Source organism: Agrobacterium sp. SORGH_AS_0745, assembly GCF_030818995.1.
GTDB lineage: Bacteria > Pseudomonadota > Alphaproteobacteria > Rhizobiales > Rhizobiaceae > Agrobacterium > Agrobacterium tumefaciens.
The window spans coordinates 1205577-1221624 of record NZ_JAUTBI010000001.1; the positions used below are offsets into that span (position 1 = coordinate 1205577).

Sequence of the window (16048 nt, forward strand, 5' to 3'; positions counted from 1 at the left end):
GCTTCTTCCAAAGCACCGGTTTCATGAACCGAAGGAGAAAGAAAATGGTGAAGGCAGTTTTTGTGAAGCCCTTGGATGGCCTGCCTCCGGGCACAGAGCAAGATTTTAGCGCCGAAGATTTCAAGCGTCTGGAGGCATTCGGCGCGGTACGTCGGGCGGCAACAAAAGCTGCTCCGGCAGTGAAGAACAAGAAGGCACCTGTTGTCGCCAATAAGGCTGAACAGGTTCCGAGTGACAAGGCAGACTGATATGCATCGTCCGGTCCTCGTGACGACACCAGCCGTGCTTCCTGTTACGCTCGACGAGATGAAGGTGGCCCTTCGTATCGCCGAGCGAGATGCGGATGAAAATATTCTGCCGCACGAGGATGACGGCCTGATCGAAAATGAAATCCAGTCGGCAGTGGATCACTACGAGGGCTGGACGGGCATTCTTGGCATGGTGCTTTCGGAGCAAACGTGGCGCCAGTCTTTCGACGGCTTTTCAGGTTGCCTGAAGCTGCCGCTAGGGCCGGTTTCCTCTATTGCGGCGGCACGGTATCAAAATGCCGCGGGGCAAATATCCACGATCGCTGCAAGCGAATACGCACTCGATGTCAGCGCGTCGGGCGAGGCCTCTATCCGGTTTCGAAACGCTTATCAGCGCCCGTCTGATCTCTATGAGCGTGCGGCCTTGCAGGTCGATTACGTGGCCGGCTGGCCGGTGGTTGATGGCAGAAGCACAGTCCCTGCCGATATCAAGACGGCAATCAAGATCCGCGTTCAGCTTGCCTATGACGAGAGTGCGCGCGCTGGAGCGGAAAATCTCAGCCGGGTCGAAGATGCCCTGATCGGCAAATATCGCAGGTTTTCGTTATGACGACAGCGCAGGATCTCGACCGTTCGATAACCGTCGAGCGGTTCACCGAAACGAGCAACGAGTTAAACGAGCCTGTTGAGACATGGGCCGTGCTTGTAAAAGTCAGGGCGAAGCGCCGCGATGCAAGCGATGGAGAAAAGGTTGCAGCCGGTCAGGCAGGTGCTACGCTCATGAGCCGCTTCGTCATTCGGTCCAGCATTGCCGCTCGCAACGTAGCTCCAACCGATCGCATCCACCACGACGATAAAATCTGGAACATCATCGGTATCAAGCAGGCCGACGAAGGCCGTAACCGCTTCATCGAAATCACAGCAATCACGAGTCTGGATTGATGGCAAAACAAACAGTCACGATTGATGGCCTGAAGGACCTTGATCAGGCCCTTTCTGCTTTGCCTCGGTCGGTCGGTAAAAAGGTTGCCCGTGATGTTTTGCGGGATGCTGCCGAGCCAATGGCGCGGACTGCCAGACAGCTCGCGCCCCGTGATGAGTATCACCTTTATGATAGCATCGACGTCTCGACGCGGCTTAATTCTCGTCAGCGCTCGCTGCATCGTGAAGAGGCGACGCCGACGTTTCAGGAAATGTTTGTCGGCACAAATAATCCAGCCGGCGTTCAGCAAGAGTTCGGAAACGAGCGCCATGGTGCTCAACCGTTTATGCGTCCCGCGTGGGATGCGGAGAAAACGCCGACGTTGAACCGCATCGCCAACTCTCTCTGGTTTCACATCGAGAAGGCGGCGCGCCGACTGGCCCGAAAGAAGTAGGGAATTCCCATGCAGGAACTATTGACGAGCCTGCTGGCGCCTGTCGCTGGCGGAAGGCGATATTGGCTGCGCGCTCCCCAGAAAGCTGCGCGGCCTTACGTCCTGCTTCAGGTGATCAGCGCGCCTCCGAATTATCATATGCGAGGCGCGTCCGGTTACGTTCCAATCCGCGTCCAGATCGACGTCTACGCAAACACCTATACCGAGGTGACTGCCATTTCACGGCAGATCAAGGGGATACTCTCCGGCCATTCCTCGGGTCCGATTCAGGCGGTCTTTATCGAAAGCGAAAGAGACCTTCCTGCCGCAGATGCGGGAGACGTCAACAATCTCTTTCGCAATTCCATCGACGTTACCATCCACTATGGAGAACCATCATGACCGACGCCCGCATTGGCTATGGGACAATTTATGAAATCTGGGACAAGAGCTTGGGCGTTCCGGCCTTTGTCGAGGTCGCCGAAGTCATCAACGTGACGCCCGGTGAGGCAACCGCTGATCGTGTCGACGCGACCCATATGCAGAGTCCGAACCGTCGTCGCGAATATATCTCTGGCCTTATCGACAACGGCGAAGCGTCGTTCGAAATCAACTGGGTTCCGGGCAGCGATACCGACGTGATGTTGCGCGAACTCTTCGAGTCTGGCGAGAACGTCGATCATCGCATCACGTTTCCCGGCGCTGCGCCACGCGTCACTGTCACTTACGAGGCCAGCATCATCGGCTTTTCGAAGGCGATCCCGATCGACGACCGTATGACCGCAACCATCACGGTCGCTGTTTCCGGCGCTGAAACGTGGGGGACGGTTGCGTAATGGCAAACGACATCAAAGGCGAAGTTGGCTTCAAGGCCCTCGGCAAAGACTGGACGATGAAGCTCGGAAACGGCGCTGTTCGCCATGTCGAAAACGAGACCGGGAAAACGTTCCCGCAGATCGGCAAGGAGCTTTCCAACGAAGGCACGGCGTCGATCTCACTCCTGACGCAAGTGTTCCACGCTTCGCTCGTCCGTCATCACCCTGATGCGACGATCGAGAACTGTGACGACATCATTGACGAGATCGGCCACGAGGAAGCGGGAACGCTGATCGGCAAGGCGTTTGAACTGATGCAGCCGAAGGCACCGAAGGGCGGTGATGCCCGCCCCAAGACGGCGACGGCTGGGTAAACTGGCCGTCGCTGATAGAAGCATGGATTGAGGCGGGGCAACCGTACGATCTGTTTTGGGATTTGACGCTCTATGAGGTCAGCCTCGTCATAGCGGGCGTCACGAACGCCCGCAAACGGGAGCGAGACGAATACCTCTTCCTCGCTTGGCATACGGCTTATCTGACCGCCTATGCACCTGAAAAATCCAGCAAGTTCATAAAGCTTGAAAAGCTGCTCGGCGAGCCCCCAATCCCAACCGGGCGACACATGACGCCGGAGCAAATTGAAGCGGTCATGCGCTCGTGGCTTGGCTCTCGCCATCGAAAAAACAGGTAAATCATGGCAAACGCTGTCATCGGCGCCCTACGCGTCAACCTTGGTCTCAACACTGCTGAATTCGAGGACGGTGTTAAACGCGCCCAGGCTCAGTCCGGCAAGTTTGGCTCGGCAATCAAGACGGCGTTTGTTGCAGCAGCCGCGGCGGCGGCCGGAGCCTTGTCCGGTCTCGCTGTTGCTCTTGGAAGTACTCTCGGCGCAGTCGACGATATCGCAAAGCGCGCCCAGATTTCCAACACGACGTTTGAAGATTTCCAGCGGCTTGCTTTTGCTGCTCGCTCGGTCGGCATTGAGGGAGACAAGCTCGCTGATATCTTCAAGGATGTGAATGACCGGATTGGTGATTTCAACCAGACCGGCGGCGGTCCGATGAAAGACTTCTTCGAAAATATCGCACCCAAGGTTGGCTTGACCGCAGATGCGTTCAAGAACCTGTCCGGTCCGCAGGCGCTGCAACTCTATTATGACAGCCTGAAAAAAGCAGGCGCCAGCCAGCAGCAGATGACCTTCTATCTCGAAGCCATGGCGTCTGATGCAACGGCACTCATTCCACTACTTGAAAAAGGTGGCGAAGGTTTCCGCAAGCTTGGCGAGGGTGCCTCAGTCATCTCCAAGGAAACCGGCGACAAGCTGCGCGGCTTCAATCAGGCAATGCGAAACGTTGGGCAGGCTATCAGTGATGTTGCCCTTGCTGCTGTGGCGTCGTTGGCCCCCGCTCTTGTCGTCATCGGAAATGGCCTAAACGCCTTTTCAAACGCGATCCGTGGCTTGATCCAGTATTTACCAACTGTTGCGGAATATGCGGCAGTGGCCGGCGGCGCGTTGGCTCTGATGTTTGCTCCTGCAATTTTGTCGGCAGTCGGCAGCCTCATTATCGCGATCGGATCGGGCCTCGTTGGGGCTGTCCAGCTGTTGACGGCTGCGATCGTCGCCAATCCCATCGGCGCGCTCGCAATAGGCCTGACAGCTGCTGTTGTCGCCGTCTATCATTTCCGTGATGAAATTCAGAAAGCGATGGGCACGGACGTTGTGCAGATCGCCAAGGATGCGGCCAACTTCGTCATCGGATCCTTTGTTGCCGCATTCGAGGACATCAAGTTCGTCTGGCAGGCTTTTCCGAACATCATCGGTGCTGCCGTCATTGGTGCTGCCAACCTTGTGATTAAAGTGGTCAATGAGATGGTTAACGGCGCGAAGATGTCCGTGAACGATCTCATTTCCGCAATTAACAATATTCCCGGCATCAACATCGGCGCGCTTGATACGGGCGCTAAGGCGGTCGACGAGATTGCCAATCCATTCTCCGAAGCGCTGTCTGGCGCAGTCGATCAACGCAATGCATCGGTGAGCGCTGCGCTGAACCGTGACTACATCGGTCAGCTCGGCAAGGCTTTCGAGGGAGCGACGCCTGCTGCCGTCAATTTTGGTAACGCGGTCGGTGGAGTGAACAAGGAACTTGCCGCAGGTTCTGGGGGTGGTGGGAAGTCGAAGGGCGGTAAATCCGAGGCGGACAAGTACTCGGAAATCATCGATAGAGCCAACCGGCGCATCGCCAGCCTCAAGGCGGAACAGCAAGCCCTTGGCTTGACCGAGGAGGCGGCGGCTGCGCTCGAATACGAAACTGATCTTCTCAACCAGGCACAGCAGCGCGGTATCCAGCTTTCTGCCGCTCAGAAAACAGAAATCTCGGGCCTCGCCCAGGCGATGGCCTCGATTGAGGTTGCGACTGAGAAAATGCGCGATGCGCTGGATTTTGCCAAGGATGCGACCAACGGCTTCCTGTCCGATTTCAGGCAGGGATTGGCCAATGGGGAGGGTGTCTGGAAGTCGTTCGGGGAATGCGGCGATGAACGTTCTGAACAAGATCATCGACAAGATCCAGACCCAGTTCGTGGATGCGTTGTTTTCCGCAAATAGTATTCTCGGTGGCGGTGGGGGCGGCAAAGGTGGGGGCGGGCTGTTCGGCGGTTTGTTTGCAGGTCTCGGAAAAATCTTCGGTTTCGCGCGAGGCGGCACGATTTTGCCCGGCGGCGCTGGCGGTATAGACAGCCAGCTTGTGATGTTTCGCAAATCGCCAAATGAGCGCGTCGATATCACCAAGCCCGGCCAAACTCTCGCTGCAAATTCTGGTGGCCTGACGAGAGTGGTGGTTGGCGTCGATCCGAAGAACGGCAGCATCCAGCCTTACGTCGATACCAGCATCCAGCAGGCCGCACCCGGCATACAGTCGGGCGCGGTAGGACAAGCGAACCGGATGGCGCCTGGTGCGGTTGCTGCATATCAGGCGACCAGAGGTGGAGGAGATTGGCGCAATGGCTGATATTCTGGTCTGGCCTCAGGACTTGCTGACGCCTCTGGCCTGTTACCCGAACATCGTGCCATTTACGCGCTCAGGTGGGCGCACGTTGGGCGGAATTGAAACAGCAACCCGAACAGATCTAGGGTTCTGGTCGATCGAGCTAACGGAGGTGCCTGTCCATTCCGTCGCGCAAAGGCGGACATGGCTGGCGATGAGGAAGGCGCTCGGCGGGCGTCCTGGTCTTGTTGTTGTGCCGGCATGGTCTCAGGACGTTGCGCCGTTCGCTTCCGGCGCGTTTGAACCGCAGATTTTGTCGCTGCATGCGGACGCGACACCATTCTCGGATGGGAGTGAGTATGTGCAGGGAGCGATCTCGATTAAAAGCGTCGGCGTGACAGGCATCGGACAGACCGTTATTCGGCTCCGCGTCATTCACGGCGCCCTCGATCTGTCGGGTGTGCGGTTCTCCTATGGTCATGCTCTCTATGAAACCGGTCCGTTGATTGATCTCGACGGGGAGATTGCAACTGTTTCGATATGGCCAACCATACGCGCGACGATACCGGCTGATGCGGAGCTGGAATTCGATCGGCCAACATGTCTTTGCCATCTTGCATCCGACGACCAGATGGGGGCCGGGGTCGATCCTATCCAGTTCGAGCGGCGATCAGTGCAGTTCGTGGAAGCGACGGACTACTGGTATCGCCTTGCGAAAGGCCTGATCTGATGGCTTCCTTGCGAATTCTTTGCGACATCATGCTGCCGAATGACACGGTGCGCCTCTGGGACGGGTCGGGCGGCCTGTATGTCGATGATGAAGGTGAGATCTATCGGGCAGCGCAATTCACCGACGATGCACTGCAATCAATCGAGGCCGCCATCAACGGCGAAGCGTTTACACTGTCTCTTTCCCTGACGAATGTTAGCGCGTCGGCGGGTGACGCAATCTGGGAGTATGACGAGACCAGTAGCATCTCCGGATCCCCCTTTATCCTGAAGCTTCAGGAAATGGATGATGCTGAGCAGCCTGTTGGCAGCCCGGAGATCAAGTTCACGGGCACGATCGACAACCTCGATGTTATTGACCAGGCGGCAGCAGAAGAGTCCACGTCTGTCGTGACAATTGAGGTTGTGAACGCATTCACCCTGCGGACCAGCACGCATGGCGGTGTTCTTTCTGACGTTGATCAGAGGGCAAGGTCCGCCCGGCTGAACCCTGGCGCGCCGGCCGATTGCTCAAACGAACGCATACCCGGTCTCCGGGACAAGACGATCAGATGGCCGAACTGGTGAAGGCTCATCATCTGGCGGCCTTTATGGCGTCTAACGTGCGCGAACAGTGGACGCCGGGAGACAGGGTCGATTGCTGCCTTGTTCTCGCCGAGTGGGCGATCTGGCTCGGTTATCCCGATCCTGCGGCGCACCTGCGCGGCTCGTACCAGCCGGGGCAGGGGCAGATAGACGTTCTCGCCAAGAGCGGCGGCGCCGTCCAGCTTGTGGCGGGCTGCGCGGACAGATTGGGGCTTTCCCGCACGCATGCGCCTCAGGCGGGCGATATCGGTGTGGTCGGTAGCTGCCATAACATCACGAGACAATTTGGCGTCATCCACGACGGTGCGGGCTGGCTGACCAGAACGCCCCAAGGATTTGCACGCGTAGCCGCAAAGACCTTGGCGGCCTGGAGACTATAGTGGGCATCCTTGAATCCTTCGCGCTGATGGTCGTCGCCTTCATCGGTCCGACCAGCGTTCTCGCATCCAACCTGCTTTACCTTGGCACCATGGCGGCACTCTATGGCGGTATCGCCTATGGCGCCGCGGCATTGCAGGGCGCGTTTGCGCAGAAGCCAGCCGTGCCAAAGCCTGAGGACGGCTCTTACAATCTCAAGCAGAACGTTCCGTCGCTCTCGATCGTCTTCGGCCACGTTAAGAAGGGTGGAGATTATCTCTTCCTGGAAGAGGCCAGCGGAACCGCCTATCACATCACCTGCGTTGCCGGTCACCGCATCAACGGTGTGCTGCAACACTACCTGCATGACGAGGCCGTAACGCTGAGTGCGGGAAACAATGGATGGGTAACGGCGCCCGAGCATTTCGCAAAGCCGTATCGCGGCTCCGGTAACTGGGTGCTCATCCAGTGGCATGCCGGCCTCGATGCCGAAACGGCCTATTCAGATGTGGTCTCCGCGTTTCCCGGCGTCTGGACGAATGATCATCGCGGCGACGGTCTTGCCACCATCCGCATGTCCTGCTCGACCGTCACCCAGGAAGACTATCTCGAAATCTACCCAAACCAGATGCCGGAGCATTCCTGCGTTCTGGAGGGAGCGCTGCTTTATGATCCGCGCCTGGACTCCACCGTTCCCGGTGGCTCGGGTGGACAGCGGACCAGCAACCACAACAGTTGGTCTTTCAGCACCAATCTGGCGCTGATGCGACTTCGTCATCTTTGTAGTCCTTGGGGCGGTAAGATGAGCTATGACCGGATGTATATGCCGGACTGGATGAATGCCGCCAACGTCTGCGATCAGATCGTGACAAACCGCATCGGCGGGATTGAGCTTCGTTATCATGGAGGTATGTGGTTCCGCGCAAACAATGATCAGATTGAAGTCGGGCGCATTCTCGATGAAGCGGCGGAACTTGTTGTTTACGAGCGGGCAGACGGAAAGATCGGCGTTCACGCTGGCCAGTTTGTAGAGCCTGATATCACGCTCGATCAGGACCATATCTTTGCCATCCGCGTCGACAAGAACAAGCGTCTTTCGGCTACCGTTCTTGCCGTGCGCGGACGCTATGTGAATACGGACAATCATTTCGTCACGGAAGACGCTGCGATCTACGGCGACCCCTACGGCGAGTTTGACGAGACGGAGCGAACCAAGACCTTCGACAATGCGGCCATCCAGTCGCACAACCATTGTCAGCGCAAACAGAAACTGACCTACATTCGGGCAAATGCCCGCAAGGTTTCGATTACCGCGAACTACAGTGATGCAAAGAACTGCGCTTATCGCCGGTTCATCCGCGTACACTATCCCAGCCGCGGGCTTGTGAATGCCGTTATTGAAATCACGTCGACGGTGACGCTGGATCTCCGCAACATGCGGGTATCGTTCTCCGGTATCGTGGTGTCTTCCGACATCTTCGCTTTCAATGCGGCAACAGAGGAGGGCTCTCCGGGCAACACGATCACGCCGGTCGCTCCCGGCGGCGTTCCAATGCCTTCGGGCTTCGTCGCCTCTGTGCAAACGGAGGTGGTTTCCGGTGGTGCGTCTGCGGCGCTCATTGTTGGCGAATGGACGTTTCAGGCGCTCATTATCAATTACGAGATGGAGTTTGAGCCGGTCGACGGTTCTGCTGCCGCGCAGTCGGTCTATTCGAAGGCCGGCGATACCGATGTCAGGACGCCGTACCTGGTCGATGGCAAACATTATCGCACGCGGCTGCGCACCTGGGGCGGCGGCACGAAGTCGCAATGGACGGATTATCAGCTGCTGACGGCGGTTGCTGACCCAACGCCACCCGGTCCTGTGACCGACGTGACTGTCACGGAGGGCGCAGGGCAGGCGCTATTCCGATGGACCGCGCCAAACAGCAGCAATTACTTCGCCTGCCGGTTGTATCTCAACACAGTGAGCAGCTTCTCCGGGGCGTCGCTGGTCGCGACCGAGTACGGCCCGCCGAGCGCCATAGACCAGCGTACCATTATTGGTCTCGACGACGGCGATTACTACGCCTGGCTCGTCGCCATCAACCCATCAGGACGGCCAGCAAGCGCAGTCCCGACTGGCGTTTTCACCGTCTCCTGACGGCCTCGCAACAAACAGATCAGATCAGCGCCTGCAATTGCGGGCCGCTTTCGCATGGAGAAATAAGATGGCTGCACCTCGCGGTTCGGAAGTCTGGAGAGATTACGTCACGGACGGCATTCCGTCTTCCGGCAACAACAATCCGAAAAAGTCCGATGCTCGTGCTTGGTCTAGCTGGCTTGAAAGCCTCGTCACATCCGGTGTTCTGTCTTCCGGCCCGTGGTTTGCCACTAAGGCAGCAATGACGCTGGGATACGTAGCGAACACCATTGCCGTCGTCTACAATGATCCAACGGCCGCGAATAACGGCCTCTACATTAAGTCCGGCGCTTCAGGTGCTGGTGCCTGGACCCAACTGACGTCTTTCCTTCCGGGATATCAGTTCGTCACCGCATCTCCGACAGGTGAGAGCACGGCCAATGCTATTGTTGCATTGACCTCGCCACGCCTTCCGTCTGGCGACGGCGTTGCGCTTGTCACGCTGGCTATTCCGGCAACCAATACCGCAACGCCCGTTACCGTGCGGTTTGATGACGGAGACGTTCTGACGATCAAGACGCGGACGGGAGAAGACCCTGATGCTGGCGAACTTCAGCAAAATGACGTTGTTGCTGGCTTTGTGTCTGGCGGGACATACCGTCTGATTTCGGACCTAAACTCCCTTCGTAACTTTCGGTCTGCCAAGGCGTGGGCGAACAACGATGAAGACGTACCAGTTCCTACCGACCTCGGAGGCAACGGAGCGACGACTTTTTCTGCGAAGCATTGGGCTGCAAAAGCCGATGAGGATGCCGACAGGTCTGAGACTGCGCGTGCGGGATCGGAGGCCGCTCGTGATATTGCTTTAGGCTACGCATCTGATGCCGTATCCCAAGGGAATGTCCCAATTTATGGAACCGCAATTGGCCTTGCCGGTCTGTCTATCCCTGATGGCATCAACTTCCTTCGCACGAACGGTTTCTCTGTGCCTAATGGCATCGGCTCTGCTCATTATCGATTAAAAGCGGCTGGTGAGCCGGATAGCCCTTGGGATAGGTTGTCAAACGCTGGGGCGAAAAGATGGGCTATAGCCGAGGTTGACGTTACTCCGGCAATGTTTGGGGCCGTTGCTGATGGCGTAAGTGACATTGCCGATTTCGTCGAGATCGCAATCCAAGCTTCTTATGCAAACCGCAACAATATTCCATCTTACAGTACCGTCCCTTACGCCGCAGATGTCTCGATCAGGATACCGGCGGCTCCCCTGCCTTATTTTCTGAGCCGAGGAGTCGATACAAAAGGTATATCTGTTACTTATCACCTGGATGAGGGTACAGTTTTCGCTGGGGGCAGCGTAAATGGACTCCGTGGTCGTATTGTGCGGGGAGGCAAGAAAGGACACGGGTTCCCATTTGGCTTGATGACTCATGCGACGGGCGACACCGTCACGATCGGGAATAGCTCTTACGACAACGAACCACAGGTAACCGGGATAACGTTGCCTCAAAATATCAGCATGCAAACCGTTGATCTTGTTGGGCGCTATACAGATGTGAGCGGGCAGCCTCTAGCCCACTCCAGCGCAGCTACATACACAGCTACAACAGCCACCTTCACGGACGCCCTCCCCAAAGACCGATACCGCGTCGGCATGGTCGTTCAGACGCGGCATGCGACAGCTTATCGAGGCATCGTGACCAGCATAAGCGCTGACTACAAAACGGTCACCGTCGAGGGTTGGTATCCAATCGGGAGCACTATTGCTGGGACGCCAGACAGTACTGGTTCGCCAATCCTTGACTTCAACGTTTTTCACAAGGTTTGGGGGCAGAATACCAACATATATGCGACCACGGCTGGGTACAGCTATCAAGGTGCTGCTCACGAATATGGCATCATTAACAACAAGGTTGCTCCAGTTGCCGAAACTGACGAAATGGGGCGCTTCTGGGGGATTGATGCAGTCAATCTAGGCCTCTATAAAGTTGCTGCTTACTTTATGGCCCGTGGCAGCGGTTTGACTGGCTATCGTGCCGCCGGTATGGATGTTGCCTTCAAGGCAGCGGCGCTAGGTTCTGGTTACGGCGCACCTTCTATGGGGTTCCTGTACGAGGGAGGTGGAACGGGTTTTCGAGCAAATACAGGCGCTGGCGTTCAAACCTTTGCGGTGAACGGTGGTGTTATCGATCTCGGAAATGCTGCTGCCGCCAATGTTCCTGCGCTTGATTTCCGGAATGGGGATGGTGCCCCCGATTATACTGCTCGTCTCTACAGCACTGGAGGGACAGGGGCGACCGGCAGTGGCAATATGCTCGTTGACGCTTCCACCTTCTACACGAGGCATCACCTGCCCGCAGCTGATAATGTCTCTAATCTGGGCGGATCGAGCAACAGATGGGCAAATATCTATGGTGTATCTGTCATCTCGCCCTCTGATCCGGCGTTGAAGCACTTCATTCACGATGATGAGACGATGGAAATCCTGACCAGGGTGGCGCGGCGCATTCCGATACGGCTTTACCAATGGCTCGCCGCTGTGGCGCTGAAAGGTGACGACGCCCGCATTCACATTGGGATATCTGCTAGGGAAGTTGAGGAGGCTTTCGCGGCAGAAGGTTTGGACCCACGTCGCTTCGGTGTTTTCTGCGAAGACGAAGAGATGGAGACAGTTGAAGTAGAGAGCTTTATTGATGTGCAGGACGTGGAAATTGTCGTCGTAGAAACGTTGGAACACGAAGAGCGCGAGGATCGGGTTGTGGTGATGAAGACCATGAAAGAGGTTCATCGCCTTAAGACGGTCAAGAAGCCAATCAGCAATGAAGATGGCAGTCCTGTGTTGCACGAGATCGTTGATGAAGATGCGAGCGAGTCCTCAGGGAGGATTGTAAAGCGGTGGGAGATCCTCGAAGAGGTCGAAGTGCCTGTCATGACAAAGAAAAGAGTGGTTGACATCAAACGGGTTCCAACCGGTCGGAAAGCCCTCTCAATAAGATATGATCAACTCGCGATGCTGATGATTTCCGCTCACGAAAGCCGCCTGACCAAGCTGGAGGCAGCATTCCTGGACTAATGGGTGGCATTACGTAAGGCGAAAGCGAAGGTATCTTCATCAACGTAGAATTGACGCGATACGTTGAGATCCTTCTGTAAGAAGGAAAGTTTTTGCCCTGTGATCTGCGCGATCCTTTCCTGTACGCGATTACCAACGTCTCCAACGCTGATGACATGAACGTTGCTTCCGCAATATAAAGAGTTGTGCAGGCCTGATCCTGACAGGCCTGCGATAACTGCAGCCGAACGAAATAGTCGTACTTGCTCTTCCCACGCCATGGTTTCTGGCCTGACAACTATGTATCCACAGCCATCTGCGATCTCGCATAATGCCATCTCATTCTCTGGAGTTGCATTGCGCGCGGATTTCACGCCAGAACGCGAGATATAAATCTTCTGCCGCTTCTCGATGACTTCCTGAAAAATATCGATGTCGTCTAGGAGATCGATGATCCGCTCATCCCCTATGTCTATTAAGGATGGATATAGCCCTTCCTCGAGTTCGACAGAGTTTGTTTCTGGCGAGAACCTAACGATGCGACCGATATCAATACCTAAGTGTCGGTCTAAGATTCCCAATAACCATCGAGGCGTGTTGTCAGGAACAATGATTTGAGTACTTGACGGCAGTACGCCGGTTTTTTCGAGGCGTCGAAGCAATAGCAAACGTGCTATGCCTTCTACTAGGAAATGGCCATAATGACCCCAACCAAAGGAGAAAGGAACGACGGACTTTCCCGGAAAGTATATTGGCTGCTTTAGCGAGCAGCTGACATACTTGAGGTGTTTTTCGGTTTGTATAATTTTTGCCCAGTACGGCGGTATGATCTGGGGCGACAGCATAAACCCGTGGTCGACCCCTCCTAGCATCTGCACACAGCCCACCCCAGATACCCGCACATTCTTTAGCGAATAGACGCCAATATCGGACCACAGGTCGGAGTGCGACGAAAGTAGCGCCGGGTCAATCAGGTCCTCCGAGAATCCGGGAGAGAGTGCGGTTAGGGCTTCTTTATGGTGTGGGTCTATCGAAAATAATTTCCACCAAGCGCTCTGCGCGAGTTCGTTCTGCTTTCTGTTTTGATAATGCCTCGCCAACAGAACGTAGAAGAATGCCTCGCCATCAGCGATCTGTTCTGCTTGGGCCACATCGCCAGTTCTAAGCAAGTATCTGATGAGTTCTTTCTTGAAGATCTGATCTCCATACTGGTCAGTCAAACCAGAGCAGGTCGCCATACCTATCCGCAACTCTCGCTCCAGATCCACGCCCGCTACTGATTTATCAGAGATGTATCGATAAACTGCTTCCGAAAGCTGAGTCTGAAGAGACATATTACCTCGGTCTAAAATGGGCCGCGTCGTGATCGGATACAACTTATTGACGATTTCGTACAGGTGGAATTGCCATGATTCGCCACCTCGAATTGTCGATTTCTTGAGATCTCAATCAACACAATCAGGAGAAGCCTCAATGACGGCTGTAACCGCCGCGCAGGTGCGCGCGGCTGCAAAAACGCGCGTGAATGAAAGCAACCTCAACTCGGTGATGATGGTGCTAGGCAAGTATGGGTCCGCATTCGGCCTCGATCTGCCTCACCGCATCGTCGCTTTTCTCGCGCAGCTGATGCACGAAAGCGGTTCGTTCAAATACGATCGCGAGATCTGGGGTCCGACGCCGGCGCAGGAGCGATATGACACCCGAACAGATCTCGGGAACACGCCGGCAAAAGATGGCGACGGCTACAAAAACCGTGGGCGCGGTCCTATCCAGGTGACCGGCGGATACAACATTCGGGCCTTTTATGAATGGTGCAGACGTAAGGATCTCAATCCGCCGGACTTCGTTTCCAATCCGGATCTGATAAATACAGATCCGTGGGAAGGGCTTTCCGCAATCTGGTACTGGGACGAAGGCAATCCTGACCGAAAAAGCCTTAATCGCTATGCTGATCGCAACGACGCCGAAATGATCACTCGCCGCATCAATGGCGGCCTAAACGGCTATGCCGACCGGCTCGACTATTACACCCGCCTCGGTCTCGTGGTGTTGGGTTTCGATGTCAAAGATTTGCGGGGCTTCCAAGGTGCAGCGAAGCGCGCAGGGTATTACAAAGGCAATCTGGATGGACTGGATGGCCAGCAGACACGAGCCGCCATTCACCTAATGCTTGTAGATCTCGCGCCGAAAGGGCAGGTTGCGCTGGTTGAGATCAAGGCTGCGCCAGTGACAGAGGAAAAGCCGGTCGCTGTCACCCCGCCTAGCCTTGATGCGCCCTGGTGGAAATCGAAGGAAGTTATCGTACCCGCCGTAACCGGAACGGGCCTTTCTTCTGTTCTGGCAGCGGTTGGCTCAATGCCATGGCAAAATCTCGCACTTGTTCTTCTAGCGTTCGGCATCGTTGGCGCTTTCCTTCTTTGGCGCAAGAAGGGGGACGCTAAGGCAGTATCCGAACAGGTCAGGGGGATGGCTTAATGTGGAAGCTAGTCCCCGGCTGGCTAAAGATTGGCTTGGCGGCTGTTGCTGTCACCGCCCTTCTTTCCGTTGCCTCATTTCAGATTGGTAAGCGCGAGGGAAAGTCCGCCGCCCAGATCGAGGCGGCAAAGGCCGCACTCAATCGGATCAACACGCTGGAGAAAAACAATGCCTCCTTCCGTACTATGTCGGATCGCCATCGTTGCCTTGTTTTCATGCGCGATAGCGGCTTGTCAGACAGCGCCTGCGACTAGCGGCTCTGGATACCAGTTTATCCAATTTGCGGATCCGCAGGCCGCGCGCTTGGCATCGCAGGATGAAAGGGCGGGGCCGGCAATTTACTCGAATAATCGGCAATGCGCAGCTGATGCTGCGTGTCGAAAATAATTGCAGCGCATAAGAGGGCAGGCTGGCCGAATGGCGGAGAACACGAACATGATAAGTCGCGCGCCCAAAATGGAGTGGAACCTCAACACCATTATCCAGCTATTTACGCTTGCGGGGATGATTGGCGGCGGACTGGCTATCTGGGTTGATAAAAGTCGGGACATCGAAGAGCTTCAGGGTTGGCGTGCCAATCACGAGCAGCTTCACAAGGAGCGACTGGTTGAGGTCAAGTCGATCGAGGCCAGAGCTGATGAGCGATTTAAGAACCTGGAGGCTGATGTGCGTCGTCTCTCTGGTAAAGCTGACAATCTCGATTACCGGATGACGAGCAGCGAGCAAGCTGTCAGCGGCATGGCTTCCACGGTCAAGGACATTCAGGCGCAGCTGTCGCAGCAATCCGGCGACCTTCGCGAGATTAAGGTCATCTTGCAGCGAATGGAGAAGGGGCAGAGGCCTTAAATAGGCCGCCAGAGTTACTCGACACAAGCCAAACAAAGTGACACGTCGCATTGTTTCTCCTTGTTGTTCTCGAAGCTTCCCAAACTGAATATCCGCCGGCCTTGTTGCTCTGGTCGCTCATTGATCGGCCTCCAGTTCCCGCAGTCGCCAGCCTCTCGGCGGCGGAGAGGACTCCAACTTCGCGGCGCGCTGTGTCAGCTTCGTTGCGGCGATTAGCTTCGCCTCTCGTTTCGATGTCGCTTGAACGCTCACGACCCACCGGCCGGATTGAAAACGGTAGGTCTTGGGCTTGGCGCTGTCGACGAATTGGCACCCCGCGACGAAAGCAAGGCGCATCCTCGCTTTGTCTTGATCGGTTGCGCCCCTTAATGTCTTCCACCAATTTTCGAAATTTTGATCGATCTCACTTTTCAGCATGTTCTTATTATGTTCTTGTTCGCGTAAGAGTCAATCGTGCGGGAACGGATCGCGCACGCGGAC

Annotated in this window: 21 protein-coding genes; 18 read left to right on the plus strand and 3 right to left on the minus strand. The window is 56.0% G+C overall.

Translation table 11 applies throughout. From position 1 onward, the window contains the following. The first annotated feature begins 44 nt into the window (after positions 1 to 44). The 8 genes from QE432_RS05485 to QE432_RS05520 all read left to right on the plus strand — a co-directional run bounded on the left by QE432_RS05485 (position 45) and on the right by QE432_RS05520 (position 3109). Entirely contained in the window at positions 45 to 248 is a 204-nt protein-coding gene (locus QE432_RS05485) for a hypothetical protein (protein ID WP_306623570.1), read from the plus strand. 1 nt (position 249) lies between these two features. Further along, the gene (locus tag QE432_RS05490) at positions 250 to 858 is read left to right on the plus strand and encodes a head-tail connector protein (protein WP_306623572.1); all 609 of its coding nucleotides are present in this window, start codon (positions 250 to 252) and stop codon (positions 856 to 858) included. After that, on the plus strand, positions 855 to 1190 hold the full coding sequence (locus QE432_RS05495; RefSeq protein ID WP_111804355.1) for a phage head closure protein: 336 nt from the start codon (positions 855 to 857) through the stop codon (positions 1188 to 1190). The genes QE432_RS05490 and QE432_RS05495 overlap by 4 nt, the downstream gene beginning before the upstream one ends. Next, a complete protein-coding gene (locus tag QE432_RS05500) occupies positions 1190 to 1624 on the plus strand; it encodes an HK97 gp10 family phage protein (RefSeq protein WP_111804356.1) in 435 nt (144 codons plus the stop codon). The genes QE432_RS05495 and QE432_RS05500 overlap by 1 nt, the downstream gene beginning before the upstream one ends. A gap of 9 nt (positions 1625 to 1633) precedes the next feature. Beyond that, on the plus strand, positions 1634 to 2005 hold the full coding sequence (gene gp17 / locus QE432_RS05505) for a tail completion protein gp17 (protein ID WP_113138601.1): 372 nt from the start codon (positions 1634 to 1636) through the stop codon (positions 2003 to 2005). Beyond that, entirely contained in the window at positions 2002 to 2439 is a 438-nt protein-coding gene (locus QE432_RS05510) for a phage tail tube protein (protein WP_174027446.1), read from the plus strand. Before gp17 ends, QE432_RS05510 begins: the two co-directional genes overlap by 4 nt. Beyond that, the gene (locus QE432_RS05515; RefSeq protein ID WP_113138602.1) at positions 2439 to 2792 is read left to right on the plus strand and encodes a hypothetical protein; all 354 of its coding nucleotides are present in this window, start codon (positions 2439 to 2441) and stop codon (positions 2790 to 2792) included. The genes QE432_RS05510 and QE432_RS05515 overlap by 1 nt, the downstream gene beginning before the upstream one ends. Positions 2793 to 2854: 62 nt before the next feature. Further along, positions 2855 to 3109, plus strand: coding sequence for a hypothetical protein (locus tag QE432_RS05520; protein ID WP_306623577.1), 255 nt, complete (start codon positions 2855 to 2857; stop codon positions 3107 to 3109). Between the two features lie 27 nt (positions 3110 to 3136). On the opposite strand, the gene QE432_RS05525 is transcribed toward QE432_RS05520, so the two are convergent. Further along, on the minus strand, positions 3137 to 3565 hold the full coding sequence (locus tag QE432_RS05525) for a hypothetical protein (protein ID WP_306623579.1): 429 nt from the start codon (positions 3563 to 3565) through the stop codon (positions 3137 to 3139). 45 nt (positions 3566 to 3610) lie between these two features. Between QE432_RS05525 and QE432_RS05530 the strand changes: the two genes are divergently transcribed. The 7 genes from QE432_RS05530 (at position 3611) to QE432_RS05560 (ending at position 12268) form a co-directional block, all read left to right on the plus strand. Beyond that, on the plus strand, positions 3611 to 5026 hold the full coding sequence (locus QE432_RS05530) for a hypothetical protein (RefSeq protein WP_306623582.1): 1416 nt from the start codon (positions 3611 to 3613) through the stop codon (positions 5024 to 5026). Next, positions 4956 to 5429, plus strand: a complete 474-nt coding sequence (locus QE432_RS05535; protein ID WP_306623584.1) for a hypothetical protein — start codon at positions 4956 to 4958, stop codon at positions 5427 to 5429. Before QE432_RS05530 ends, QE432_RS05535 begins: the two co-directional genes overlap by 71 nt. Beyond that, positions 5422 to 6135: a hypothetical protein gene (locus QE432_RS05540; RefSeq protein WP_112392016.1), complete on the plus strand. Its 714-nt coding sequence runs from the start codon at positions 5422 to 5424 to the stop codon at positions 6133 to 6135. The genes QE432_RS05535 and QE432_RS05540 overlap by 8 nt, the downstream gene beginning before the upstream one ends. Then, complete coding sequence (locus QE432_RS05545) at positions 6135 to 6701, plus strand: hypothetical protein (protein ID WP_306623586.1); 567 nt, start codon at positions 6135 to 6137, stop codon at positions 6699 to 6701. Before QE432_RS05540 ends, QE432_RS05545 begins: the two co-directional genes overlap by 1 nt. Then, positions 6686 to 7099, plus strand: a complete 414-nt coding sequence (locus QE432_RS05550; protein WP_306623588.1) for a DUF6950 family protein — start codon at positions 6686 to 6688, stop codon at positions 7097 to 7099. Before QE432_RS05545 ends, QE432_RS05550 begins: the two co-directional genes overlap by 16 nt. Continuing rightward, complete coding sequence (locus QE432_RS05555) at positions 7099 to 9219, plus strand: hypothetical protein (protein ID WP_306623590.1); 2121 nt, start codon at positions 7099 to 7101, stop codon at positions 9217 to 9219. Before QE432_RS05550 ends, QE432_RS05555 begins: the two co-directional genes overlap by 1 nt. A gap of 67 nt (positions 9220 to 9286) precedes the next feature. After that, positions 9287 to 12268, plus strand: a complete 2982-nt coding sequence (locus tag QE432_RS05560) for a tail fiber domain-containing protein (protein ID WP_306623592.1) — start codon at positions 9287 to 9289, stop codon at positions 12266 to 12268. On the opposite strand, the gene QE432_RS05565 is transcribed toward QE432_RS05560, so the two are convergent. Continuing rightward, entirely contained in the window at positions 12265 to 13581 is a 1317-nt protein-coding gene (locus QE432_RS05565) for a glycosyltransferase family 61 protein (protein WP_306623594.1), read from the minus strand. The genes QE432_RS05560 and QE432_RS05565 overlap by 4 nt on opposite strands. A gap of 139 nt (positions 13582 to 13720) precedes the next feature. Between QE432_RS05565 and QE432_RS05570 the strand changes: the two genes are divergently transcribed. The 3 genes from QE432_RS05570 (at position 13721) to QE432_RS05580 (ending at position 15568) form a co-directional block, all read left to right on the plus strand. Further along, a complete protein-coding gene (locus QE432_RS05570) occupies positions 13721 to 14722 on the plus strand; it encodes a glycoside hydrolase family 19 protein (RefSeq protein WP_306623596.1) in 1002 nt (333 codons plus the stop codon). Further along, a complete protein-coding gene (locus tag QE432_RS05575; protein WP_306623598.1) occupies positions 14722 to 14976 on the plus strand; it encodes a hypothetical protein in 255 nt (84 codons plus the stop codon). Before QE432_RS05570 ends, QE432_RS05575 begins: the two co-directional genes overlap by 1 nt. 163 nt (positions 14977 to 15139) lie before the next feature. Next, entirely contained in the window at positions 15140 to 15568 is a 429-nt protein-coding gene (locus QE432_RS05580; RefSeq protein WP_306623600.1) for a hypothetical protein, read from the plus strand. A 117-nt stretch (positions 15569 to 15685) separates the two neighbouring features. Here QE432_RS05580 and QE432_RS05585 read toward each other — a convergent pair whose 3' ends face one another. Next, a complete protein-coding gene (locus QE432_RS05585) occupies positions 15686 to 15985 on the minus strand; it encodes a hypothetical protein (protein ID WP_306623602.1) in 300 nt (99 codons plus the stop codon). Between the last annotated feature and the right edge of the window lie 63 nt (positions 15986 to 16048).